Here is a 25,261-nt window from a genome sequence, read left to right on the forward strand (position 1 = left end):
AATATTCGATTCGTGGGAAAAATGACTTATTTGTTAATGGAGTGATAAATTACAGTTTAATAACGGATGTGCAATCGGTTTCAGAATGAAATAAAGGGTGAGGAATAAAGCAATACTATTACAGGATTAAATACCCTCTCCGGCTGGAGAGGGTAGAGAGGTTTAGCGTTTTTTACCCATAGCTGCCGCCAGGGCATCCATCATCGCGCTATTACCCGCCGGCTGTGCGTCACGCCCGCGCGGTTTCGCCGCTTTGGCTGCCGGACGCTGCTGATCGCGAGCGCCGCCGCCGTTACCACGGCGCGCGTTGGTCTCGCCCGGCTGCTCATCCAGACGCATGGTCAGGGCAATACGCTTGCGTTGCAGGTCCACTTCCAGCACCTTCACTTTCACGATGTCGCCCGCTTTGACCACGGTGTGCGGGTCTTCCACGAACTTATCGGCCAGCGAAGAGATGTGAACCAGGCCATCCTGATGGACGCCGATATCTACAAACGCGCCAAAGTTGGTGACGTTGGTTACCGCGCCTTCCAGCACCATGCCCGGCAGCAGGTCGTTCATGGTCTCGACGCCGTCGGCAAAGGTGGCGGTTTTAAATTCAGGACGCGGGTCGCGGCCCGGTTTTTCCAGCTCTTTGATGATGTCGGTGACCGTCGGCACGCCGAACTGCTCGTCGGTGAAATCGACGGCCTTCAGGTTGCGCAGCGCGCTGTTGTCGCCCATCAGATCTTTCAGCGCCTGCTGGGTGGCGGCCAGAATACGCTCCACAACCGGGTAGGCTTCCGGGTGAACGGTGGAGGCATCGAGCGGGTTGTCGCCGTGGTTAATACGCAGGAAGCCCGCGCACTGCTCAAAAGCTTTCGGCCCCAGGCGGCTGACCTTCAGTAACTGCTGACGGTTCTGAAACTGGCCGTTCTCGTCACGCCAGGCGACGATGTTCTGCGCCATCATGCGGGTTAAGCCTGCCACGCGGGTCAGAAGAGGAACGGAGGCGGTGTTCAGGTCTACGCCAACGGCGTTTACGCAGTCTTCCACTACCGCATCCAGCTTACGCGCCAGCTGCGTCTGGCTGACGTCGTGTTGATACTGGCCCACGCCGATGGATTTCGGGTCAATCTTCACCAGCTCCGCCAGCGGATCCTGCAGACGACGGGCGATAGAGACCGCACCGCGCAGAGAAACGTCCAGATCCGGGAACTCCTGGGCCGCCAGTTCAGATGCGGAATAGACGGAGGCGCCCGCCTCGCTGACGATCACTTTCTGCGCCGTCACTTTCGGGAACTGCTTCTGCACGTCAAGATAGAAACGCTCGGTTTCACGCGACGCCGTGCCGTTGCCAATCGCCACCAGCTCGACGTTATATTTCTCGCACAGGGCGGCCACCGCAACGGCGGCTTTCGCGGCCTGGCCGGTATGTGGATAGATGGTATCGGTGGCAACCAGCTTACCGGTGCCGTCAACCACGGCCACTTTCACGCCGGTACGCAGACCCGGATCGAGACCCATGGTCGCGCGCAGGCCAGCAGGCGCGGCCATCAGCAGGTCGTGCAGGTTACGGGCGAAGACGTTGATCGCCTCGTCTTCCGCGCGTTCTCGGACGGTGCCCATCAGTTCGGTTTCGAGGTGCATTAAGATCTTGATGCGCCAGGTCCAGCTCACCACGTTTTTGCGCCAGCTGTCCGCTGGGGCGTTGTTCAGGCGAAGATTGAGGTGATCGGCAATGATTTGCTCGCAATGGCTCTCTTTTGGCGGCTCGTCAAACTGCGGGTCAGCATTCAGGGAGAGTTGCAGCACACCTTCGTTGCGGCCGCGGAACATCGCCAGCGCACGGTGAGAAGGGGCGGTAGCAATCGGCTCATGGTGATCGAAGTAGTCGCGGAATTTCGCGCCTTCTTCTTCTTTACCTGCCACCACGGTGGCCACAATGTGGGCATTCTTCCAGAGATAATCACGCACTTTGGCGAGCAGGGCGGCATCTTCGGCAAAACGCTCCATCAGAATGTAGCGTGCTCCGTCGAGCGCGGCCTTGGTATCCGCCACCCCTTTGTCGGCGTCGATAAATTTGGCGGCTTCTGTTTCCGGGTCATGCGAGGGGTCGTTCCACAGCAGATCGGCCAGCGGCTCCAGGCCCGCTTCAATCGCAATCTGCCCGCGCGTGCGGCGCTTCGGTTTGTAGGGCAGATAAAGATCTTCTAATTCCGTTTTGCTCAGGGTGCCATTGATGGCTTTTTCCAGATCGCTGGTCAGCTTGCCCTGTTCGCCGATGGATTTCAGGATCGCCTGACGTCGGTCTTCCAGTTCGCGAAGGTAGCCCAGACGGGTCTCCAGGTTACGCAACTGGGTATCATCCAGGCCGCCGGTGACTTCCTTACGATAACGTGCAATAAACGGCACGGTGTTCCCTTCGTCAAGCAGGCGAACGGCAGCTTCTACCTGTTCGGCTCTGGCCTGAATATCACCCGCAATAATGCGGCAGAGCGACTCTTTCATCATGATTGGTTCATCTTGTGGATCAAAAATCAGGGGGATAGTTATACGGGCTGGCACCGCAAAATGCCAGCCGGGGAGGGTGCTCTCGGACTATTTAACGTACTGGATCTCATTCACGTACCAGCTCGCTTCACCCGCAGGGGTGTGGACGATGGCGATATCCCCTACCTCTTTTTTCAACAGCGCGCGGGCCATGGGGGAGTCGATGGAGATGTAATCCTTACGACCAAAAATTTCATCGTAGCCGACAATGCGAAAACGCTTGAGATCGCCGTCGTCGTTTTCAATTTCAACCCAGGCGCCAAAGTAGACTTTGCCCTCCTGCTGGGGGGAGTAATCGACGATTTTCAGGTTCTCCAGGCATTTGGTCAGGTAACGCACCCGGCGGTCGATTTCGCGTAACCGCTTTTTGTTGTACTGGTAGTCCGCGTTTTCACTGCGATCGCCCAGGCTAGCCGCCCAGGTCACTTTTTTTGTCACTTCCGGGCGCTCTTCGCGCCACAGGGTATCCAGCTCTTTCTTGAGGTTCTCATACCCTTCGCGGGTGATCAGGGGCGTTTTCATCATCTTGCCTTACTACCTGGCCTGTCTCATTTACGCACATTAGGTATCACTGAGCGTAACAGACAGGATTAATAATGATTTATGTGATGGATTATGCAGATAAGCTGCTGTTAAATATGCTTTGTAACAATTTCGACTAGAATTTATACCAGAATTAGCTGGTCGTAGACGCGCACTTTTTTAGAATACGTTCTTCAAGAGTATCCGAACCTTTGGGAGTACACACAATGCAAGAGAATTATAAGATTCTGGTGGTAGATGACGACATGCGCCTGCGCGCGCTGCTTGAGCGTTATCTGACCGAGCAGGGCTTCCAGGTTCGTAGCGTAGCCAACGCCGAACAGATGGACCGCCTGCTGACCCGTGAATCCTTCCACCTGATGGTACTGGATCTGATGTTACCGGGCGAAGATGGCCTGTCTATTTGCCGCCGACTGCGCAGTCAAAGCAACCCGATGCCAATCATTATGGTGACGGCGAAAGGGGAAGAAGTTGACCGTATCGTAGGGCTGGAGATCGGCGCCGACGACTACATTCCAAAACCGTTTAACCCGCGCGAACTGCTGGCGCGTATCCGCGCGGTGCTGCGCCGCCAGGCGAACGAACTGCCGGGTGCGCCTTCTCAGGAAGAGGCGGTGATCGCTTTCGGTAAGTTTAAGCTTAACCTCGGCACCCGCGAGATGTTCCGCGAAGATGAGCCAATGCCGCTCACCAGCGGTGAGTTCGCGGTTCTGAAAGCGCTGGTCAGCCACCCGCGTGAGCCGCTCTCGCGCGATAAGCTGATGAACCTGGCGCGTGGCCGCGAATATTCCGCCATGGAGCGCTCCATCGACGTGCAGATCTCTCGCCTGCGTCGCATGGTGGAAGAAGATCCCGCGCATCCGCGCTATATCCAGACTGTCTGGGGCCTGGGCTACGTATTTGTGCCGGACGGCTCTAAAGCATGAGGCGAATGCGTTTCTCGCCGCGAAGCTCGTTTGCCCGCACCCTGTTATTGATCGTCACCTTGCTGTTCGTCAGCCTGGTGACGACCTATCTGGTGGTGCTGAACTTTGCGATTCTGCCTAGTCTTCAACAGTTTAATAAGGTTCTGGCGTACGAAGTCCGTATGCTGATGACCGATAAACTGCAGCTGGAAGATGGCACCCAGCTGGTGGTTCCGCCGGCGTTCCGCCGTGAAATTTACCGGGAGCTGGGGATATCGCTCTATTCAAACGAAGCGGCGGAAGACGCAGGCCTGCGCTGGGCCCAGCACTATGAATTTCTCAGCCAGCAGATGGCGCAGCAGTTGGGTGGCCCGACGGAAGTGCGCGTCGAGGTTAACAAAAGCTCGCCGGTCGTCTGGCTGAAAACCTGGCTGTCACCCAATATCTGGGTACGCGTACCGCTCACCGAAATCCACCAGGGCGACTTCTCGCCGCTGTTCCGTTACACCCTGGCCATTATGCTGCTGGCGATAGGCGGCGCATGGCTATTCATCCGTATACAAAACCGACCCCTGGTCGACCTGGAGCATGCTGCGCTGCAGGTCGGTAAAGGGATTATTCCACCGCCGCTGCGTGAATATGGCGCATCGGAAGTGCGGTCGGTAACCCGTGCCTTTAACCATATGGCGGCAGGGGTGAAGCAACTGGCGGATGACCGAACGCTATTGATGGCGGGCGTCAGCCATGATCTGCGAACGCCGCTTACGCGCATCCGTCTGGCGACAGAGATGATGGGCGAAGAGGACGGGTATCTCGCCGAGTCGATTAATAAAGACATCGAAGAGTGCAATGCCATTATCGAGCAGTTCATTGACTACCTGCGTACCGGGCAGGAGATGCCCATGGAGATGGCCGATCTGAACGCGGTGCTGGGTGAAGTGGTGGCAGCAGAGAGTGGTTATGAACGCGAAATCGAAACCGCGATGCAGCCAGGCGAAATTCAGGTGCGTATGCACCCGCTCTCCATCAAACGCGCTATCGCCAATATGGTGGTGAACGCTGCCCGCTATGGTAATGGCTGGATTAGAGTGAGCAGCGGTTCTGAACTGAACCGCGCCTGGTTCCAGGTGGAGGATGACGGCCCGGGCATTAAACCTGAGCAGCGTAAGCACCTGTTTCAGCCGTTTGTGCGTGGCGACAGTGCCCGTAGCACGAGCGGGACCGGTCTTGGCCTGGCGATTGTGCAGCGTATTGTTGACAACCATAACGGCCTGCTGGAGATTGGTACCAGTGAGCGGGGCGGGTTGAGCATTCGTGCCTGGTTACCGGTGCCGGTTACGCGAGGGCAGGTGAAAGAGAGTTAGAGCGTGAAGGTGCGGTCTGATGCCCTCACCGCGGCCCTCTCCCACAGGGAGAGGGAGAAGGCATTAAAAAAGGCAACGTTCGTTGCCTTTTTACTTTTATTTTTACCTTGGTCCCGCACTCACCAGCGCAGCGCCCGCCGGGGTATCGGTATACTTCTCGAAGTTCTCAATAAACAGCTTCGCCAGCGATTGCGCTTTTTCTTGCCACTGCTCCGGTGAGCCATAGGTATTACGCGGATCGAGAATGCGCGTCTCTACGCCCGGCAGCGCCGTTGGGATGGCCAGATCAAACATCGGCAACGTAAAGGTTTCCGCATCATCCAGCGAACCATTCAGAATGGCGTCGATAATGGCGCGGGTATCTTTAATCGAGATACGCTTGCCGGTGCCGTTCCAGCCGGTATTTACCAGGTACGCCTGCGCACCAGCTGCCTGCATGCGCTTCACCAGCACTTCGGCATACTGCGTTGGGTGCAGAGAGAGAAACGCTGCGCCAAAACAGGCCGAGAAGGTCGGGGTCGGCTCGGTGACGCCACGTTCGGTACCTGCCAGCTTGGCGGTAAAGCCCGAAAGGAAGTGATACTGAGTCTGGCTCGCGGTCAGACGAGATACCGGCGGCAGCACGCCAAACGCATCGGCGGTAAGGAAGATGACCTTCGTGGCATGACCCGCTTTCGATACCGGCTTCACAATATTGTCGATATGGTAAATCGGGTAACTCACGCGGGTGTTTTCGGTTTTTGACGCATCGTCAAAATCGACGCTACCGTCGGCACGGACGGTAACGTTCTCCAGCAGCGCGTCGCGACGGATGGCCTGATAGATATCCGGCTCTGCTTCGGGTGAAAGACGAATGGTCTTGGCATAGCACCCGCCTTCGAAGTTAAACACGCCGTCATCATCCCAGCCATGTTCATCATCGCCAATCAGACGGCGCTTCGGATCGGTAGAGAGGGTCGTCTTTCCAGTGCCGGAAAGGCCGAAGAAGACCGCTACGTCACCCTTCTCGCCCACGTTAGCCGAGCAGTGCATAGAGGCAATGCCTTTCAGCGGCAGCAGGTAGTTCATGACCGAGAACATCCCTTTTTTCATTTCGCCGCCGTACCATGTTCCGCCAATCAGCTGAATACGCTCCGTGAGGTTGAATGCCACAAAGTTCTCGGAATTCAGCCCCTGCTCTTTCCACTGCGGGTTGGTGCACTTCGCGCCGTTCATCACGATAAAGTCAGGTTCGAAATCCTGTAATTCTTCATCGGTCGGGCGGATAAACATGTTTTTGACGAAATGTGCCTGCCAGGCCACCTCAGTGATAAAGCGCACCGAGAGACGGGTATCGGCATTGGCACCACAGAAAGCGTCGATAATAAACAGACGCTTGCCAGAAAGTTGATGGGTGACCAGCGATTTCAGATGCTGCCAGGTTTCAGGGGAAAGCGGTTTGTTGTCGTTTTTCCCTTTACCGTTATCTGCCCACCACAGGGTGTCACGGGTAGTGTCGTCACGGACAATATACTTATCTTTTGGCGAACGGCCGGTAAAGATACCGGTATCAACGGCGATAGCGCCGGTATTCGTTAATATCCCGCGTTCGTAGCCTTCCAGTGCCGGATTAAGCTCTTCCTGATACAGCGTATCGTAATCGGGGTTATAAACGATTTCCTGGACGTCGTGAATACCATAAGCCTTGAGATCTTGCGGGGTTAAACTTTTAACGCGCATGTCACTGCTCCTTAGCCAATATGTACTGCCTAAAATTGTAGGGTTTTTCTGAGTTTGTTGACCGCGACGGGGCTCATAGATTTACGTATCCGGACAAAACCATTTTAACGGAAAACGCTGTAACTCCTGTCACTCCGCGGCACAGATTATGGCAGGATTCATTTTTTGGTTGGAGAAAATGTTCCTAAAAGGTTAAGAGGTGGTGATTTAATCCAAAAGAATGTGAATGTAATCGCATACATGAAAGTAAATTACGTAATACTTACAGAATGGAAAGTGATTCACATAACGTAAACGAAGAGAAAAAGATGAGTCAGGCTGGGAGGCGCGGGAAAAAGGAAGCGAGAAGAAGATGAACTGCCCTGCAGAGAGGGCAGTTCATAACAGGATTAGTGAACCTGCGGATCCGCCGGAGAGGCGTTATTACGAATTTCTGCTATATCCATGGCATTAAAGACATAGTGTGAACCGCAGTAATCGCAGTTCATGTCGATCTCACCGTCTTCCGCCAGAATGCTGTCGATCTCTTCATCCGGCAGCGTTTTCAGTGCGCCTGCACAGCGTTCACGGGAACAGGTGCACTTGAACTCTACATCCTGTGGATCGTAAAGCGTGACCTCTTCTTCGTGATACAAACGCCACAGTACATCATTCGCGGGTAGCGTCAGCAGCTCTTCCGCTTTGATGGTTTCGGTAAGCGTGGCCAGGTGTTCGAAATCATCGCCCTGCGCATTCTGCGCTGGCAGTACCTGCAGCAGCATACCGCCCGCGGCGGGTTTACCTTCTACTTCGCCGGTACGGATAAACAGACGAGTAGGTAACTGCTCGGAGCGCATAAAGTAATCTTCCAGGCAGGCGGCCAGGGTATCGCCTTCCAGACCTACCACGCCCTGATAGCGTTCGCCCTCTTCCGGGGTGATGGTGATCACCAGGAAGCCGTTGCCGACCAGCGTTTTCAGGTCTGCACCTTCCGGGATGTCGCCCTGCACGCGCGCAACGCCGCGCATCTGCTGCTGGTTATTACCGTTAATCACGGCCAGGTTCATTGGCCCGTCACCCTGCAACTGCACGGTAATGTCGCCCGCGAACTTCAGCGTCGCGGTGAGCAGGCTGGTGGCAACCAGCAGCTCGCCAAGGAGGGTTTTCACCGGCAGCGGATAGTTGTGGTTTTCCAGAATCTGCTGCCAGGTTTCAGATACAGTCACCAGCTCGCCGCGAACAGCAAATTGCTCAAACAGATAGCGGTGTAATTGGTCGTGTTGGGCCATAGTTTTCTCTCGTTTAACGACGATTACTCATTTTCGCCGTATTTAAATTTTATCAGGTTGCGGCGCTCTTTCTTGTCCGGTCGCCTGTCGGGATGCGGCATGGTCAGGGCATTCAGCTTGCGCGCCTGCGCCGTTTTTTCGCGTTTCTCGATGCTTTCTGCGGTCTCTTCATAGAGCAACACGGCTTCGGTCGCGGGTCGACGTTGTTCAGTGATGGCTTTGATCAGCACCGTTCGCTCGTCATTTCCCTGACGCAGCGTCAGGGTGGCATTCAGTTCAACAATCTTGCTGGGCTTAGCGCGCTGCCCGTTGTAGTGCACTTTGCCGCCGTCAACCATCTCGCGGGCCAGGGCGCGCGTTTTATAAAAACGGGCAGCCCACAGCCATTTATCCAGTCTTACCCCATCAGAGGGTTTTTCTTTCATGGCGTCTCCTTCACGCTGAGTGAGGGGATCATCCGGCGATAATCGTTCAGTCCCGGATGGCGCAGGTAGCTTTTTTCTGCCAGACCAGAATCAGGATTGGTCACACCCAGACAATAACGGATACCAAATTGCGCGGCGGCATCCAGAATCGGCTCACTGTCATCAATGAACAGCGTTCTTTCAGGCTGCAATCCGGTTTTCTCAGCCACCGCCTGCCACAAACGCTGATCTTCTTTCGGATAACCAAATGTGTGGGTGGAAAGTAATAAATCAAGGTGTGAGGCCAGTCCGGTATGTTCCAGCTTCACGGCCAGGTTATGCGGATGCGCATTCGTCAGCAAGATGCGTCGCTTGCCGCACGCTTTCAACGCCTCCAGGAAAGGAACCGTGTCTTCACGTAGTACCGCGCGTGCCCCCTGGGCGGTGGTCATCGCGCAGATATCCAGACCGAGGCGCTCGCTCCAGTAATCCAGGCAGTACCAGTTTAGCGTATGCTGCACGGCATGATACTGCTGACGAATATAATCCTGGGCTTCTGCCGGAGTGATGCCCTGCTGCGCGCCGTAAGTTTCGGGCACCAGCTTTTGCCAGAAATAGTTATCAAACGCGAGGTCGAGCAGCGTGCCGTCCATATCCAGCAGGACGGTATCAACGTCCTGCCAGGTGATATCAAGGTGCATGAGGGGGGACTCTCCAGCCAGAAGAAAGATGCGCGACAGGGTAGCACATCTTGTCGCGCAGCAGCGTTATCCGATCAGGCTTTCAGGAGAGGGGATGAGCTTCGGATTAAGGCAGTTATCATAGTACTGCTGGATTTCATCCAGACGAGTGCGCGAGCGCTGATAGCGGCGCAGCGCCAGGAAACCATTCCAGATAATACAGACAGCCAGCGCCAGCATCAGCAGAGTGGTGGAGATATAGCGCCAGAGCCCTGCGCTATCCGGCATACGATGCAGATCAACATGGCGGGTGCCGTTGGCATCGGTAAAGATACCGGTGACAATCCCCTCCGCGCTGAACGGCGTTTGCATCAGCATCTGCGCCAGGCGCTGGAACTCGCCCCACTGTTCCTGAGGCGGATAGTCATACAACGCCACCGGTGGATAGGGTTGATCGACCAGATCGGTGCCTTCATCGCTGATAATGATAAAGCCACCGGGAGCCGGGCTGTTCAGCGCCTGCGCTGCACGGGAGGTTTCACGTATCACGAACGGCGCGGTGGAAGTCGCTACCAGATTATCGAGAGACTCCGCACTGACCGGGCGCAATAGTACGTTCACGCCATCCAGTCGGCCGGCGCTGGCACGTTTGACCAGCGTCTCCCAGTCTTTACTGTTACCCAGATTCACCAGCGCATTTTTTAGCCTCACGCACTCATCCTGCGCTGAACAGAGATCCTGCGTTTTCATCACGATGTCGCCGAAGTCATCCAGCAGCACCATGCCTGACTTCTGAATGGCCGAGCGGAGCGCCGGGCTAACGCGAGAGTTCGTGTCTGGTTTCGGGTGGAGCTGGTTACTCAGCGCCTCGGTTAACGCAACGGCTTTGTTAACGGTGTCGGACTCCGGCAGCGGCAGCGGCGGGGCGTCATTCCAGATAAGTTGTGAGCAGTCAAACGGCGTGAACGGCGAGTTCTGTCGGGTCGTCCAGGTGCCAGGCGCGTGGATGTTACACATTCCTGTTCCTTTCAGACGCAGGGTGTCACCCACGCGGATACCTGCTTCTTCAAGCTGTTTGACGCTGGTGGCCTCAACGGTTTGCGCCCCTTTAATCCATGACAGGGTGAATTTGAGCGGCATATCCAGCGGCACCAGGAAGAACAGCATCGCCAGCACAATGGCGGCCCCGCCCGCAATGACGGTACTACGCAGCCAGTGCTGGAGGGGGAAGTTTTTTACTTCATCGTGCAGGGATAAATAGCGCCCCTGGCGCACGACGTGCCTGTCGAGATAGATATCAATATCGGTTTTTTGTCCGATGTCCTGGGCGATCCACTGCTGCCAGTGACGGGGATAAATAAGGTCGATAATACCGAGCGAAATATTGATATGGTCCTGATCGGTCTCGCCAAACAGACCCCAGCGTTTTGGCGTACCGCGCAGGCAGTGAATTTCACGCAGGGTATTTTTCGCTGGCGGGGCAAAAAGCCCCCATAAACCGGCAGCCAGCAGCAGAACACCGCCGCCAGCCAGCCAGGGAGCAAACACGTCTGGCGTAACCAGGCAGAAGAAGAACAGCAGGAAAGAGGCCACAATCAGTACCGCTTCGCGGATCCCGTCCGGGCGGCTTAAGGCATACTCTTCGTGCGTCTCCTGTCGGATATTAAGCAACTCGATTTGCTCGGTCTCTTCACCGCGGATAGAGGCCTGGGTAGCGCTGACATGTTCCAGCGCAAAGCGAGGCGCTTCCTGCACATACTCACCAATGGTGTGGCCGTTAAGGGCAATCACCAGTGGAATGGAGTCGGTCTGAATCAGTTCAACGCTGTTTTCATCATTGATGTACTGCTCCCAGAACGGCGGCAGGTGGACTTCGGCAGAGTCCAGGTAATAACGCCACTTGTTGGGATCGTCAGTGGTAATGCCGTAGCGGGTAATAGAACGTGTTACGCAAAGCACGGTATTGCTCTGCGCATTCAGAGTAAGGGAAACCGGTGCCGCGCTGGCGCCTGTAGGACCTGGCGTTAGCTGAATGCGGTTAAAGGCGTCGAGATATTGCTCAACGGCACTGCGCTCTTCGGCAGTGAGTTTACGCGTGCCTGCGCCAGCAAACGCATTTAAAAAGGGCAGTCGATACTGACGTTTTGCCCGACGCCTGTACACCCACCCTGCAATCATTGCGCAGGCCAGCATAGCAGCGATAAAAAACAAAATGGTGCTCATGCTTTCCCCATCTTACTTATTTTACAGGTGTAATCAGTTGCACCTTTTACAATGAATGAGAATCTGTGTTCGGCTATCGGCATGTGTGGAGTCAAACTTGAGCAATTTGAAACGCGTCCCAGTGATCCGTCATGATAGCAAAGGCAATCTATGGCGGATATCAGCAAATTCCTGGACATATTTCAACCTCTTGACTTTCAGTTTGAAATAAGGGATGAATCCCTATAAGTTGCATAAATGTAAATACAGAGCGATGAACATTGCCGAACCCGTGCGGCATATCGCACAATGACGTGAGTCCACTCAGCAAAGACCCCCCAATATGAGCAAACCATTACAAAAGCCCACGATTCTGAATGTTGAAACTGTCGCCAGGTCGCGTCTGTTTAATGTCGAAAGCGTGGATCTGGAATTCAGCAACGGCGTGCGCCGCGTCTATGAACGTATGCGTCCGTCCACGCGCGAAGCGGTAATGATTGTTCCGATTATTGACGATCATCTGATTCTGATCCGCGAGTATGCGGTAGGTACAGAGTCCTATGAGCTGGGGTTCTCGAAAGGGCTTATCGACCCGGGTGAATCTGTCTTTGAGGCAGCAAACCGTGAGTTGAAAGAAGAGGTGGGTTTTGGTGCGAAGGATCTCACGTTCCTGAAAAAACTGAGCATGGCGCCGTCCTACTTCTCAAGCAAAATGAATATTGTTCTGGCAGAAGATCTCTACCCGGAGTGGCTGGAGGGCGACGAGCCCGAGCCGCTGCCGCAGGTACGCTGGCCGCTGGCGCATCTGATGGATCTGCTGGAAGAACCTGATTTCAATGAAGCGCGCAACGTCAGTGCGTTGTTCCTGGTGAGGGAATGGCTAAAAGGACAGGGGCGGTTGTAATCGCTTATAAAAAAATAGCCCGGCGAGCCGGGCTATTTTTATGGCTGTCAGAACAGCTCGTGCGTTTCGCCGTTATCAATTAGCGTCGTACCTACCTCGTGCACAGCCTGCTGCGTTGGCTGGGTGCCCTCGATAAAGAACTCTTCACGACTGTTGCCGCCGTTCGCTAACTGACCGGTGCTGCGGTCGATATTCACCGTGATCACGCCTGGCGGCGGGGTCAGAGGTTGTTCCGGTACGCCGTCCAGGGCCACCTTCATATAGGCATCCCATGCTGGCTGAGCACTCTTCGCTCCGCCTTCGTAGCCCGAGATCTGATCCTTAATGGCGCCAGAGGCAGTGGTACGGCCCAAATCACGGCGGTGATCGTCAAAGCCGATCCAGACGGAGGTCACCACCCCCGGGCCGTAGCCGGAGAACCACGCATCTTTCGAGCTGTTGGTGGTACCGGTTTTTCCGCCGATATCTCGACGCTGTAAATCACGTCCTGCGCGCCAGCCTGTGCCCTGCCAGCCCGGCTCACCAAAGATATTGGTGTTGAGCGCGCTTTTAATCAGGAAGGAGAGCGGGGTGTTGATGACGTGCGGAGCGTACTCCTGCGCACCCACCTGCGACACCAGCGCCTGGTTAGCCTGCTCGAGCTTCGGCATTGGCACGGTGGCGTTTTGCTGCTCCTGCGACACGGCAACATCTTCCATATCTTTGCCTTCCAGCACGTCAGACTTCGGCGTGTTGCCATAAATCACCGGAATATCACACTCCGGGCAGGCAATTTTAGGCTTAGCTTCAAAAATGACGCCGCCCTGATCGTTCTCGATTTTGCTGATGAAGTACGGATCGACAAGGAAACCGCCGTTCGCCATCACCGCATAACCGCGCGCCACCTGCAGCGGCGTAAAGGAGGCGGAGCCCAGCGCCAGCGATTCGGTATGGACAATGTTCTGTGCCGGGAAACCGAAACGCTGAAGGTACTCAGCGGCATAATCTACGCCCATGGCACGCATCGCACGTACCATCACCACGTTCTTCGACTGACCCAGCCCCTGACGCAGGCGGATAGGCCCGGAATACTCCGCCGGGGAGTTTTTCGGACGCCAGTCGGAACCGGCCCCGGCATCCCAGCGAGAAATCGGCACGTCGTTCAGAATACTGGCGAGCGTCAATCCTTTATCCATCGCCGCGGTATAGAGGAATGGCTTGATATTCGAGCCGACCTGGCGCAGCGCCTGGGTTGCACGGTTGAATTTGCTCTGGTTGAAATCGAAGCCACCTACCAGCGCCAGCACGGCACCGTTGTGGGGATCGATTGAGACCAGCGCGGAGTTGACGTCCGGAACCTGTGCCAGCCACCAGCTGTCTCCAACCTGGCGGATCCAGATCTGCTGGCCCGCCTGGACGGCATCGGTCACTTTGCGTGGCGTTGGGCCCTGTGCGGTATCAGAGCGGTACGGACGCGCCCAGCGGATCCCTTCCATACGCAGTGACACTGAGGTGCCGTCGGCCATCATCGCCGTGGCCTCTTGCGGGTTGGCGCTGGTCACGACTGCGGCGATAAGCGGGCCATATGTAGGCAGCGTTTTCAGGGAGTCCGTGATTTTTTTGCTATCCCAGGCCGCTTCACCCACCTTCCACAGGACGTTCGACGGGCCACGGTAACCGTGGCGCATATCGTAATCCATGACGTTATTACGCACGGCCTGCTGCGCACCCTGCTGCACTTTGCGGGTGATGGTGGTGTATATACGATAGCCATCTTCGTACGCCTGCTCGCCGTAGCGGGAAACCATCTCCTGACGCACCATCTCGGTGAGATAAGGGGCCGAGAAGGCGATTTCCGGGGCGTGATAGTTGGCGTTAATCACCTCGTTACGCGCCTGCTCGTACTGCGTCTGGCTGATATAGCCTTCGCTCAACATACGCGACAGCACCACGTTACGACGGGCAGTTGCGCGCTCCAGCGAGTAGAGCGGGTTAAAGGTTGACGGTGCCTTCGGCAGGCCGGCAATGGTCGCCATTTCACTTAACGTCAATTGATCGATCGACTTACCAAAATAGACCTGCGCCGCAGCCCCCACGCCATAGGCGCGATAGCCGAGATAGATCTTGTTGAGGTAAAGCTCAAGGATCTCGTCCTTGTTCAGCAGTTGTTCGATGCGGATCGCCAGGAACACTTCTTTGATCTTTCGAATCAGCGTCTTTTCAGGGCTGAGGAAGAAGTTACGCGCAAGCTGCTGGGTAATGGTACTTGCACCCTGAGACGCATGGCCTGAGAACATCGCGACGCTGGCGGCACGGAAAATCCCCACCGGGTCAACGCCATGGTGCTCATAAAAACGGCTGTCTTCCGTTGCGATGAACGCTTTCACCATCACCGGCGGAATCTGATCTAAAGTCAGCGGGATACGGCGCTTCTCACCGTATTGAGCAATGAGCTCGCCATCAGCGCTATAGACCTGCATGGGGATTTGGAGTCGCACATCGCGCAGCGTGGCAACATCAGGTAGCTGGGGCTCTACATATTTGTACAAACCAATAATCGAGCCTGCTCCAAGCAGAATGCAACAGACTGCAAGGATCAATAAATACTTTACGAACTTCACCGGAGATTTCCCATTTAGTTGGACCTGGGCAGTTTCTAAACAATCGCGCGGTAGTATAAAGGCAAGCCTGGATCATTGATATAGCCGTCATCCCCGGCGGTGATAAGGAGATCGTGAAACATGGCGTTCAAAACATGGCGAACAGGCCTGCATATTCAACAGGATAAGGTGCTTGCCGTCGCACTGGTCAAGGAGAAGGCGGGCTGGGGTTTACGCCGCTGGTGGCAGATCCCGCTGGTGCCTGGCATCATCCGCGACGGGCAAATTTTGCAACCCCAACAGCTGGTAACCGCGCTGGGGGAGTGGCGTAGGCTGCTGCCACAGCAGCATCAGATTTTCCTCGCGTTCCCTGCTTCCCGTACCCTGCAGCGCACCCTGCCGCGCCCGGATATGACCCTGCGTGAAAACGAGCAGGTGGCCTGGATTCACACAGCCATCAGTCGTGAGCTGGAGATGGCTCCCGATGCGCTACGCTTCGACTACACCGAAGACACCTTCAGCCACGCTTTTCACGTCACTGCGGCGCAAAACAGAGAGATTGCGACGCTACTGGATCTGGCAGTGGCGTTACGGCTGCGGCTGACAACCATTACCCCCGATGCAGGTGCGCTGGCGCATTTTCTTCCCTGGCTCAGCTTGCCTGCCCAGTGCATCGCCTGGCGCGACAAGGAACAATGGCTATGGGCGATGCGGCACCAGTGGGGGCGGCGAACGCTGGTCGAGGCGGAGACGCCAGATCGGCTGGCGGCCCTGCTGGCGCTGCAGCCAGAGGAGATCGTCTGCTGTGGTAGCGATAGCTTCGACCCCTGGGCAACGCTCTCTTATTGCCAGCCTCCGCTCCCGGAAAATGGTGGAGAATTTAGCGTAGCGCTGGCGCTGGCCATGGGGGAGGGCACCCGGTGAGAACCGCCAATTTACTGCCCTGGCGTCAGAGCCGGCAGCGCCACTGTGTGCGCTTCTGGGGACTGCTGTTTACCGGTTCACTGTTTCTGGTCCTGTCGCTGTACCTGAGCGGACGGGCCAGCCATTTCGCTTCTTTGCCAGTATCTCAGCAGTGGCGCGACAGCAACCTGACGCTAAAGCAGGCGCTCGAACAGCGCAAAAAACAGTGGCTGGCGATGCAGAATCAGCGCCAGCAGCGGCAACGCTGGGAGCAGAAAAAAGCCGCCACTCGCGAATGGCAGCAGGTGCTCATCACCCTTTCAGAAACTCTGCCCGCGCAGGCATGGCTTACCCGTCTGCGCTTTCAGCAATCCACGCTCTACCTGACTGGTTTCACCTCCACGCCAGGCGCCCTGAACCGGCTGGAGCGCGCGCTTGAGGCATTTCCCGGTTTCCTGCTCAAGCCCGCAGGCGAGATGCGACAGGATGCGCAGGGACGCTGGCAGTTTAGCTACGCCCTGAGTAAGCGGGAGGCGAATGATGCCGGTCCCCTTTGAGCGCTGGTACGCGCTTACGCCGCGCGGGCGATGCGCCGTCTGGCTGGCCAGTTCCCTGTTGTTGCTATTGGGGTGGTGGCTCTCGTTTTACCGCCCAGCCCAACAACAGCTCATTTCGCTGGAGGCGCAGCGACAACGTGAAGCGGCTTCTCATCGCGCTATGTGGTCTGCGGCGAGAAAACTCTTTCCGCCCCCGGCTGAGGCAATAACTTCTCCCGCTCAGCCTTTTACGCCGCTGGCGTTCAACGCCAATGGCCTGCGTCTGGTGCGCTGGCAACCGGCTGCGGCAGGTGGGGAACTGGTCCTGGATGCCGCCTGGGCAGCGATCCCCGCGCTCTTCAGCTTGCTGCCCCAGCGTGATGTGGCGGTGACGAGCTTTAGCGTTGCGCCAGAGCAGCAAAGTTTACAGGTGGTTTTGCAACTGGAGCGCCAGAATGCGGGGTAGGAGGATAGGGTGGCTGCTTATCAGCCTGCCCCTGTTGCTGGGCATGCGCGACCCGTTTCAGCCGCCGCCGTCGAACTGCCCCAACGGCAAAACGGGCGAGTGGCGCTATTCAGGGGTAGTGAGTGGAAAGAGGCCGCTCGGGATTGTACGGGATGAGAATGGCCGCTGGCTTCGCGTGCGGGACGGTGAAACTCTGCCCACCGGCTGGCGAGTGCTGGCATTTAATGAGAAGGAACTCGTCATCGATACCTTAGCTGCGTGTGAACCGCAGCACTGGCGATGGCCACGAGAAGGAACAACAAAAAATGAGAACAGGGATCGTCGCGCTATTACTGATCTGCACGCCGCCGCTGATGGCTAAGCCTACAACCATCAGCCTGGTGGTGGACGAGGTACCCGTCGCGCAGGTCCTGCAAGCGCTGGCCGAGCAGGAAAACCGCAATCTGATTATCTCTCCCGAGGTGGCGGGCAAGGTATCCCTGCGGCTGACGGACGTGCCGTGGCGCCAGGCAATCCAGACGGTGGTGAACAGCGCCGGGCTGGTACTGCGGGAAGAGAACGGCATTTATTTCGTTCATACCGCTGTATGGCAGCAACAACAGCAGGCGGGCAAGGAGGCTGAGCGCAATAAAAGGGCCCAGAACGCTCCGCTGGAAGCGCGTAGCATCCCCCTCTCCTATGCGGATGCCAGCGATCTGCAGGCTGCGGCGGAGAAACTGCTCAGTGCCAGGGGGACACTGGCGGTGGACAAACGCACCAACCGGCTGCTGGTTCGTGATAGCCGGGCAGTCCTGGAGTCAATATCGCGCTGGGTTGAGCAGATGGATCTGCCCGTGGCACAGGTTGAACTGGCCGCGCATATTGTCACCATCAGCGAAAAGAGCCTGCGTGAGCTGGGGGTAAAGTGGAACCTGGCGGAAGCGCAGCAGGCGGGTAAACCCGGCCAGCTCACCACGCTGAACAGCGAGCTGGCGGTCACCAATGCTACCGGGCGGCTGGGGTTCAATATCGGGCGGATTAATGGTCGGCTGCTGGATATTGAGCTCTCTGCGCTGGAGCAGAAACAGCAACTGGAGATCATTGCCAGCCCGCGACTCTTGGCCTCGCATATGCAGCCTGCCAGCATCAAACAGGGCAGTGAGATCCCGTATCAGGTCTCCAGCGGAGAGAGTGGTGCCACCTCGGTAGAATTTAAAGAGGCGGTGCTGGGGATGGAGGTGACGCCCGTGGTACTGGCCAACGGACGCGTGCGCTTAAAGCTGCGGATCAGCGAAAATACCCCAGGCCAGGTATTGCAGCAGGCGGAGGGGGAAACGCTGGCGATCGATAAGCAAGAGATTGAAACCCAGGTCGAAGTCAAAAGCGGTGAAACGCTGGCGTTAGGCGGCATTTTTTCGCAGAAGCATAAAACCGGCAGTCAACGGGTTCCGGGGCTGGGAGGACTTCCGTTGTTAGGGCAGCTATTTCGCCATGATGGAAAAGAGAGAGAGCGCCGGGAGCTGGTGGTTTTTATTACGCCTCGCCTGGTGACGACGCGCTAACAGGTAACGATCCCCGTAGTGATTTTGCATTCAGTTTGTTGCAGATGTTTGACGTGGGGCATGAATTAGCATACAAGGAGTACCGATTTGAGTGTCAGCTTGTCTGGTCATGCGCCTTTACGCCTTAAGCTTCTGGTCCGGTGATTTATTCTGTTGCCAAACAACCGGGAGTACTGAGATAATTTTTAGTCTGACTCTCGCTCTATCGCATATGAGGTTTCAGTTCATGCCCTGTTACGCCAGGTGTCGGCGAAGCGGGTTTACCATTAACGAATAGTCTTAGTAGTACCGAAAAAATGGCAGAGAAACGCAATATCTTTCTGGTTGGGCCTATGGGTGCCGGCAAAAGCACTATTGGGCGCCAGTTAGCTCAACAACTCAATATGGAATTTTACGATTCTGATCAAGAGATTGAGAAACGAACCGGAGCTGATGTGGGCTGGGTCTTCGATGTAGAAGGCGAAGAAGGTTTCCGTGACCGTGAAGAAAAAGTTATTAATGAACTTACGGAAAAACAGGGCATCGTGCTGGCAACCGGCGGCGGCTCTGTAAAATCACGCGAGACCCGTAACCGTCTCTCCGCCCGTGGTGTCGTGGTTTATCTCGAGACGACCATCGAAAAACAGCTGGCACGTACGCAGCGCGATAAAAAGCGCCCATTACTGCAGGTTGAAACGCCTCCGCGCGAAGTTCTGGAAGCCCTTGCAGGTGAACGCAATCCGCTGTACGAAGAGATTGCTGACGTCACCATTCGCACGGACGATCAGAGCGCTAAAGTGGTCGCAAACCAGATTATTCATATGCTGGAAAGCAACTGATTCTGGCTTAATACACACTCGCCTGCGGGTATAAGCATTTAAGGTGGATGTCGCGTCATGGAGAGGATTACCGTCACTCTCGGGGAACGTAGTTACCCCATCACCATCGCGGCTGGCTTGTTTAACGATCCAGCTTCCTTTTTGCCACTGAAAGCGGGCGATCAGGTGATGCTGGTCACCAATGAGACGCTGGCGCCGCTTTATCTCGAAAAAATCCGCCTTCTTCTTGAAAAGGCGGGTGTGAAAGTCGACAGCGTCATCCTGCCGGATGGCGAACAATTTAAAAGCCTGGCGGTTCTTGATACCGTCTTCACCGCGCTGCTGCAAAAACCGCACGGTCGCGATACGACGCTGGTTGCCCTTGGGGGCGGCGTTGTTGGCGATCTAACCGGTTTCGCTGCGGCAAGCTATCAGCGCGGTGTGCGCTTTATTCAGGTTCCTACCACACTGCTTTCGCAGGTGGACTCCTCCGTGGGCGGCAAAACGGCCGTTAACCACCCGCTTGGCAAAAACATGATCGGCGCGTTCTACCAGCCCGCTTCGGTGGTGGTGGATCTCGACTGTCTGCAAACCTTGCCTGCGCGTGAGTTAGCCTCTGGCCTGGCGGAAGTGATCAAATACGGCATTATTCTCGACGGTGAGTTCTTTAGCTGGCTGGAAGAGAATATGGACGCGCTGTTGCGTCTGGATGGTCAGGCGATGGCGTACTGCATTCGTCGGTGCTGTGAGCTGAAAGCAGAAGTCGTTGCCGCAGACGAGCGCGAATCCGGCTTACGTGCTTTACTGAATCTGGGGCACACTTACGGTCACGCTATTGAGGCCGAAATGGGCTACGGCAACTGGCTGCACGGCGAGGCGGTTGCTGCGGGCATGGTTATGGCGGCCCGCACTTCTGAACGCCTGGGACAGTTTACCCCCGACGAGACGCAACGCATCATTACCCTGCTCAAGCGCGCTGGCTTGCCAGTCAGCGGCCCGCAGGAGATGTCGGCGCAGGCTTACCTGCCTCATATGATGCGCGACAAAAAAGTATTGGCTGGCGAGATGCGTCTGGTGCTCCCGCTGGCAATAGGAAAGAGTGAAGTACGCGGCGGAGTGCCGCACGATGTCGTTCTTGGCGCTATTGCTGATTGCCAGCAAGCGTAACAACTAGAAAGGTCCGGCTACCGTAAAACGTAGCCATTTTGCTTCAGGTGATATGCAGCGTTGTAAGCATGAGCCGTTGAGTGGGGTGTTAAATGGATGAATTCAAACCAGAAGACGATCTGAAACCCGATCCCAGCGATCGTCGTACTGGTCGTACTCGTCAATCTTCAGAACGTGATAACGAGCCGCAGATTAATTTTGATGACGTTGATCTTGATGGTGACGACCGCCGTCCGTCGCGAGCCCGCACGGCACGCGATGAGCGTGAAGAAGAGTATGAGTCCGAAGATGATTCAATGGACGAAGCGCCCGTAGAGCGTCGCCCGCGTAAACGTAAAAAAGCCGCCGCTAAGCCCGCCTCCCGCCAGTATGTGATGATGGGGCTGGGTGTGCTGGTTCTGCTGCTGTTGATTATTGGCGTCGGTTCCGCACTCAAAGCACCTTCTACCCCGTCGGCTAACCAAAGCGCAAATACGGAAAAGAGTATCGATCTTTCCGGTAATGCCGCCGATCAGGCTAATGGCACTCAGCCAGCCCCGGGCACAACCTCTGCAGAGCAGACTGCTGGCAATACTCAGCAAGAGATCTCTCTGCCGCCAGTCTCTTCCACACCAACTCAGGGTGAGGCAGCTGCCGTGCCTGAGGGCCAGCAGCGTGTAGAAGTTCAGGGCGATCTGAATAATGCGCTGACTCAGCCGCAGGGCCAGACGCAGGTTAACAACGTTGTCAGTTCTACGCTGCCGACGGAACCGGCTACCGTTGCGCCAATTCGTGGTGCGAATGGCCAGCAAACCGCCGCGACCGAATCAACGCCTCGCCAGACCCAGACTGCACCGCGTCAGGAACGCAAGCAGACGATTATCGAGCCGAAGCGTGAAACCAAAACACAGCCCGTAGCCAAAGCCGCAGAGCCAAAACCAGCCGCGCAGCCTAAGCACAGCGAAACCGTGACCAGCGCGCCGGTAAAAGCGCCGACCACAGCAGCGCCGTCTGCGCCGAAGGCGACCGCAACGGCACCTGCCGCTCCTGCAGCGACAGCCACTGCAACCAGCAGCGCGGGTAAAACCACTGGCAACGTCAATTCGCTGAAATCTGCACCCTCCAGCAACTATACGTTGCAGCTGAGCAGTTCATCGAACTATGACAACCTGAACGGTTGGGCTAAAAAGTCGAACCTGAAAAACTATGTGGTCTATCAAACCACGCGTAACGGTCAGCCATGGTACGTGCTGGTAAGCGGTGTTTATGCTTCTAAAGATGAGGCGAAACGCGCTGTTTCCTCGCTGCCAGCGGACGTTCAGGCGAAAAACCCATGGGCTAAACCTATCCGTCAGGTTCAGTCCGATTTGAAATAATCTGTGAAGCGCAGGATGCTGTCGGAGCTTTCTCCACAGCCGGAGAAGGTGTAATCAGTTAGTCAGCATGAAAAAAAATCGCGCTTTTCTGAAATGGGCAGGGGGGAAATACCCCCTGCTTGATGATATTAAAAAACACCTGCCGAAAGGCGAGTGCCTTATCGAGCCCTTTGTCGGGGCCGGGTCGGTATTTCTCAATACCGATTTTTCTCGTTACATCCTGGCGGATATCAACAGCGACCTGATCAGCCTCTATAACATCGTTAAAGAGCGAACAGACGAGTTCGTTGATGAGGCCCGTAAGCTGTTTACGCCTGAGCATAATCATCCGGACGTTTACTACCAGTTCCGCACTGAATTTAATCAGAGCCAGGAGCCGTTCCGCCGTGCGCTGTTGTTCCTCTATCTCAACCGCCATGGCTACAACGGCCTGTGCCGCTATAACCTGCGCGGCGAATTTAACGTGCCATTTGGCCGTTATAAGCGCCCCTATTTCCCGCAGGCCGAGTTGTATCACTTCGCCGAAAAAGCGCAGAATGCAGAGTTCCACTGCCTCTCGTATGAGGAGTGTATGGATCGTGCTGATGCAAACTCGGTGGTCTACTGTGACCCCCCTTACGCCCCCCTGTCTGCCACAGCGAATTTTACCGCCTATCACACCAACAGCTTCAGCCCTGCCGAGCAGGCGCGTCTGGCGGAGATGGCGGAAAAGCTGGTCAGCAAAAGAATACCGGTGTTAATTTCGAATCATGACACGCCTGATACGCGCGAATGGTACAAAGCCGCGAAGCATTATCAGGTGAAGGTGCGCCGTAGCATCAGCAGCAACGGCGGCACACGTAAAAAGGTGGACGAACTGCTGGCTCTCTATCGACCCTGAGCCGTTTCGCCCGCCGCTATAAACTTTTCAAGGAGATGCGGATGAAACAGTATTTGATTGCTCCCTCAATTCTGTCGGCCGATTTCGCCCGCCTGGGTGAAGATACCGCGAAGGCGCTGGCTGCCGGCGCGGATGTGGTTCATTTCGACGTGATGGATAACCACTATGTGCCGAATCTTACCATCGGCCCGATGGTGCTGAAGGCGCTGCGCAGTTACGGTATCACCGCGCCGATTGACGTACATCTGATGGTCAAGCCGGTTGATCGCATCGTGCCGGATTTTGCCGCCGCGGGTGCCAGCATCATTACTTTCCATCCGGAAGCCTCCGAGCACGTAGACCGCACCCTACAGCTGATTAAAGAGCACGGTTGTAAAGCCGGACTGGTGTTCAACCCGGCCACGCCGCTGAGCTACCTGGATTACGTGATGGATAAGCTGGATGTCATTCTGCTGATGTCCGTCAACCCGGGCTTTGGTGGTCAATCCTTTATTCCTCAAACGCTGGATAAGCTGCGTGAAGTCCGCCGCCGTATCGACGAATCCGGCTACGACATTCGTCTTGAAGTGGATGGGGGAGTGAAGGTCAATAATATTGGTGAAATCGCAGCGGCAGGTGCGGATATGTTTGTCGCCGGTTCTGCCATCTTCGATCAGCCGGACTACCGCAAAGTGATTGATGAAATGCGCAGCGAACTGGCAAAGGTAAGTCATGAATAAATTGCAGGCAATTCGGGGTGTAGCCTTTGACCTCGACGGTACGCTGGTGGACAGCGCACCGGGTTTAACCAGCGCAGTCGACCAGGCGCTATACGCACTGGAGCTGCCCGTTGCGGGAGAAGAGCGGGTCATTACCTGGATCGGCAACGGTGCCGATGTGCTAATGGAGCGCGCATTAAGCTGGGCGCGCCAGGAGCGCGCCATTCAGCGCGCCGCACAGGGCAAACCGGGCGTTGACCATGCGGATATCCCTCAGGAAGAGCAGGTACGTATCCTGCGCAAACTGTTTGACCGTTTCTATGAAGAGACGGTTGAAGAGGGCAGCTTCCTGTTCCCGGACGTTGAGGCCACGCTGAGTGCGCTGCATGCCAAAGGCTTGCCGCTGGGGCTGGTGACCAATAAGCCGACCCCCTTTGTTGCCCCACTGCTGGAAGCGCTGAATATCGCCCACTATTTCTCAGTGATTGTTGGCGGCGACGACGTACAGAACAAAAAACCACACCCGGAGCCGCTGTTGCTGGTGGCGGGAAAATTATCCTTATCGCCGGAAGCGCTGCTCTTTGTGGGCGATTCCCGCAATGATATTCTGGCTGCGAAAGCCGCGGGGAGCCCCTCCGTTGGCCTGACCTATGGCTACAACTACGGTGAAGCCATTACCCTCAGTGAGCCGGATTACGTCTTCGACCACTTTAAAGATTTACTGCCCGCACTCGGGCTCCCGCACAGTGAAAATCAGGAATTGAAAAATGACTAAGCCCATCGTTTTTAGTGGCGCACAGCCCTCAGGTGAACTGACCATTGGCAACTACATGGGTGCGCTGCGTCAGTGGGTAAACATGCAGGATGACTATCACTGCATTTACTGCATCGTTGACCAGCACGCGATCACCGTGCGTCAGGATCCACAGCAGCTGCGTAAAGCCACGCTGGATACGCTTGCCCTCTATCTGGCCTGCGGTATCGATCCTGAGAAAAGCACCATTTTCGTTCAGTCTCACGTGCCGGAGCATGCGCAGTTGGGTTGGGCGTTGAACTGCTACACCTATTTCGGTGAACTGAGCCGTATGACTCAGTTCAAAGATAAATCTTCCCGCTATGCCGAAAACATTAACGCCGGTCTGTTCGATTACCCGGTGCTGATGGCTGCAGATATTCTGCTGTATCAGACCAATCAGGTTCCGGTTGGCGAAGACCAGAAACAGCACCTGGAGCTGAGCCGCGATATCGCCCAGCGCTTTAACGCCATCTACGGCGAGATCTTCAAAGTTCCGGAGCCGTTCATTCCGAAATCCGGCGCGCGCGTAATGTCTCTGCTGGAGCCGACCAAAAAGATGTCCAAGTCTGACGATAACCGCAACAACGTTATCGGCCTGCTGGAAGATCCGAAAGCGGTGGTGAAAAAACTGAAACGTGCCGTGACCGACTCTGATGAGCCGCCAGTGGTACGTTACGATGTGCAGAACAAAGCGGGCGTCTCTAACCTGCTGGATATTCTCTCCGGTGTGACCGGCCAGAGCATTCCGGAGCTGGAGCAGCACTTCGAAGGTAAGATGTATGGCCACCTGAAAGGCGAAGTTGCTGATGCGGTGTCCGGTATGCTGATTGACCTGCAGGAGCGTTATCACCGTTTCCGTAACGACGAAGCTTTCCTGCAGAAGGTGATGAAAGACGGGGCGGAAAAAGCCAGTGCCCGTGCGTCTGAAACCCTGAAAGCGGTCTACGAAGCGATTGGCTTTGTGGCAAAACCGTAAATACGGCGAAGTCTCAGTGAAAAAAACCGGGGATGGCCCCGGTTTT

The 25,261-nt window shown here is 56.0% G+C and carries 23 protein-coding genes; 15 read left to right on the plus strand and 8 right to left on the minus strand.

Annotated elements, in window-relative coordinates; genetic code table 11:
• Window positions 1-162: 162 nt before the first annotated feature.
• Window positions 163-2,493 (minus strand): Tex family protein, encoded by a 2,331-nt coding sequence (locus B3511_RS01060; protein ID WP_233802575.1) that lies wholly within the window; start codon window positions 2,491-2,493, stop codon window positions 163-165.
• Between the two features lie 87 nt (window positions 2,494-2,580).
• Window positions 2,581-3,054 (minus strand): transcription elongation factor GreB, encoded by a 474-nt coding sequence (gene greB / locus B3511_RS01065; RefSeq protein WP_286767818.1) that lies wholly within the window; start codon window positions 3,052-3,054, stop codon window positions 2,581-2,583.
• 227 nt (window positions 3,055-3,281) lie between these two features.
• Between greB and ompR the strand changes: the two genes are divergently transcribed.
• Window positions 3,282-4,001: a two-component system response regulator OmpR gene (ompR, locus tag B3511_RS01070; protein WP_001157751.1), complete on the plus strand. Its 720-nt coding sequence runs from the start codon at window positions 3,282-3,284 to the stop codon at window positions 3,999-4,001.
• Entirely contained in the window at window positions 3,998-5,344 is a 1,347-nt protein-coding gene (gene envZ, locus B3511_RS01075) for a two-component system sensor histidine kinase EnvZ (RefSeq protein WP_286765038.1), read from the plus strand. Before ompR ends, envZ begins: the two co-directional genes overlap by 4 nt.
• 102 nt (window positions 5,345-5,446) lie before the next feature.
• Here the strand turns inward: envZ and pckA are convergent, their stop codons facing one another.
• From pckA to B3511_RS01100, 5 genes are all read right to left on the minus strand, one after another.
• Window positions 5,447-7,063, minus strand: a complete 1,617-nt coding sequence (gene pckA / locus B3511_RS01080; RefSeq protein ID WP_046886763.1) for a phosphoenolpyruvate carboxykinase (ATP) — start codon at window positions 7,061-7,063, stop codon at window positions 5,447-5,449.
• Window positions 7,064-7,452: 389 nt separating this feature from the next.
• Complete coding sequence (hslO, locus tag B3511_RS01085) at window positions 7,453-8,331, minus strand: Hsp33 family molecular chaperone HslO (protein ID WP_040078654.1); 879 nt, start codon at window positions 8,329-8,331, stop codon at window positions 7,453-7,455.
• A 23-nt stretch (window positions 8,332-8,354) separates the two neighbouring features.
• Window positions 8,355-8,756: a ribosome-associated heat shock protein Hsp15 gene (gene hslR, locus B3511_RS01090; protein WP_286765041.1), complete on the minus strand. Its 402-nt coding sequence runs from the start codon at window positions 8,754-8,756 to the stop codon at window positions 8,355-8,357.
• Entirely contained in the window at window positions 8,753-9,436 is a 684-nt protein-coding gene (gene yrfG / locus B3511_RS01095; protein ID WP_040078290.1) for a GMP/IMP nucleotidase, read from the minus strand. The genes hslR and yrfG overlap by 4 nt, the downstream gene beginning before the upstream one ends.
• Window positions 9,437-9,502: 66 nt before the next feature.
• Complete coding sequence (locus B3511_RS01100; protein ID WP_046886762.1) at window positions 9,503-11,638, minus strand: intracellular growth attenuator family protein; 2,136 nt, start codon at window positions 11,636-11,638, stop codon at window positions 9,503-9,505.
• Between the two features lie 322 nt (window positions 11,639-11,960).
• On the opposite strand from B3511_RS01100, the gene nudE reads away from it, so the two are divergent.
• Window positions 11,961-12,521, plus strand: a complete 561-nt coding sequence (gene nudE / locus B3511_RS01105; RefSeq protein ID WP_046886761.1) for an ADP compounds hydrolase NudE — start codon at window positions 11,961-11,963, stop codon at window positions 12,519-12,521.
• 47 nt (window positions 12,522-12,568) lie between these two features.
• On the opposite strand, the gene mrcA is transcribed toward nudE, so the two are convergent.
• On the minus strand, window positions 12,569-15,121 hold the full coding sequence (mrcA, locus tag B3511_RS01110; protein ID WP_046886760.1) for a peptidoglycan glycosyltransferase/peptidoglycan DD-transpeptidase MrcA: 2,553 nt from the start codon (window positions 15,119-15,121) through the stop codon (window positions 12,569-12,571).
• 120 nt (window positions 15,122-15,241) lie between these two features.
• On the opposite strand from mrcA, the gene B3511_RS01115 reads away from it, so the two are divergent.
• The 12 genes from B3511_RS01115 to trpS all read left to right on the plus strand — a co-directional run bounded on the left by B3511_RS01115 (window position 15,242) and on the right by trpS (window position 25,215).
• Window positions 15,242-16,024, plus strand: a complete 783-nt coding sequence (locus tag B3511_RS01115) for a DNA utilization protein HofM (protein WP_286765045.1) — start codon at window positions 15,242-15,244, stop codon at window positions 16,022-16,024.
• Window positions 16,021-16,560, plus strand: a complete 540-nt coding sequence (locus B3511_RS01120) for a PilN domain-containing protein (RefSeq protein WP_286765047.1) — start codon at window positions 16,021-16,023, stop codon at window positions 16,558-16,560. The genes B3511_RS01115 and B3511_RS01120 overlap by 4 nt, the downstream gene beginning before the upstream one ends.
• Complete coding sequence (locus B3511_RS01125; protein ID WP_286765048.1) at window positions 16,541-17,005, plus strand: hypothetical protein; 465 nt, start codon at window positions 16,541-16,543, stop codon at window positions 17,003-17,005. The genes B3511_RS01120 and B3511_RS01125 overlap by 20 nt, the downstream gene beginning before the upstream one ends.
• Window positions 16,995-17,366, plus strand: coding sequence for a HofP DNA utilization family protein (locus tag B3511_RS01130; RefSeq protein ID WP_286765049.1), 372 nt, complete (start codon window positions 16,995-16,997; stop codon window positions 17,364-17,366). Before B3511_RS01125 ends, B3511_RS01130 begins: the two co-directional genes overlap by 11 nt.
• Window positions 17,311-18,546, plus strand: coding sequence for a DNA uptake porin HofQ (gene hofQ, locus B3511_RS01135; RefSeq protein WP_414671864.1), 1,236 nt, complete (start codon window positions 17,311-17,313; stop codon window positions 18,544-18,546). Before B3511_RS01130 ends, hofQ begins: the two co-directional genes overlap by 56 nt.
• Before the next feature lie 296 nt (window positions 18,547-18,842).
• On the plus strand, window positions 18,843-19,364 hold the full coding sequence (gene aroK, locus B3511_RS01140) for a shikimate kinase AroK (protein WP_010436374.1): 522 nt from the start codon (window positions 18,843-18,845) through the stop codon (window positions 19,362-19,364).
• 57 nt (window positions 19,365-19,421) lie between these two features.
• Complete coding sequence (gene aroB, locus B3511_RS01145; RefSeq protein ID WP_040078301.1) at window positions 19,422-20,510, plus strand: 3-dehydroquinate synthase; 1,089 nt, start codon at window positions 19,422-19,424, stop codon at window positions 20,508-20,510.
• 92 nt (window positions 20,511-20,602) lie between these two features.
• Window positions 20,603-21,865: a cell division protein DamX gene (gene damX / locus B3511_RS01150; RefSeq protein WP_286765053.1), complete on the plus strand. Its 1,263-nt coding sequence runs from the start codon at window positions 20,603-20,605 to the stop codon at window positions 21,863-21,865.
• Window positions 21,866-21,932: 67 nt separating this feature from the next.
• Complete coding sequence (gene dam, locus B3511_RS01155; protein WP_040078303.1) at window positions 21,933-22,745, plus strand: adenine-specific DNA-methyltransferase; 813 nt, start codon at window positions 21,933-21,935, stop codon at window positions 22,743-22,745.
• 41 nt (window positions 22,746-22,786) lie between these two features.
• Window positions 22,787-23,464, plus strand: coding sequence for a ribulose-phosphate 3-epimerase (gene rpe, locus B3511_RS01160; protein WP_040078304.1), 678 nt, complete (start codon window positions 22,787-22,789; stop codon window positions 23,462-23,464).
• Window positions 23,457-24,218, plus strand: a complete 762-nt coding sequence (gene gph, locus B3511_RS01165) for a phosphoglycolate phosphatase (RefSeq protein ID WP_040078305.1) — start codon at window positions 23,457-23,459, stop codon at window positions 24,216-24,218. The genes rpe and gph overlap by 8 nt, the downstream gene beginning before the upstream one ends.
• The gene (gene trpS / locus B3511_RS01170) at window positions 24,211-25,215 is read left to right on the plus strand and encodes a tryptophan--tRNA ligase (RefSeq protein WP_040078306.1); all 1,005 of its coding nucleotides are present in this window, start codon (window positions 24,211-24,213) and stop codon (window positions 25,213-25,215) included. The genes gph and trpS overlap by 8 nt, the downstream gene beginning before the upstream one ends.
• Window positions 25,216-25,261 lie beyond the last annotated feature (46 nt).

The organism is Leclercia sp. UBA1284, from assembly GCF_002308415.1.
GTDB lineage: Bacteria > Pseudomonadota > Gammaproteobacteria > Enterobacterales > Enterobacteriaceae > Enterobacter > Enterobacter pneumoniae.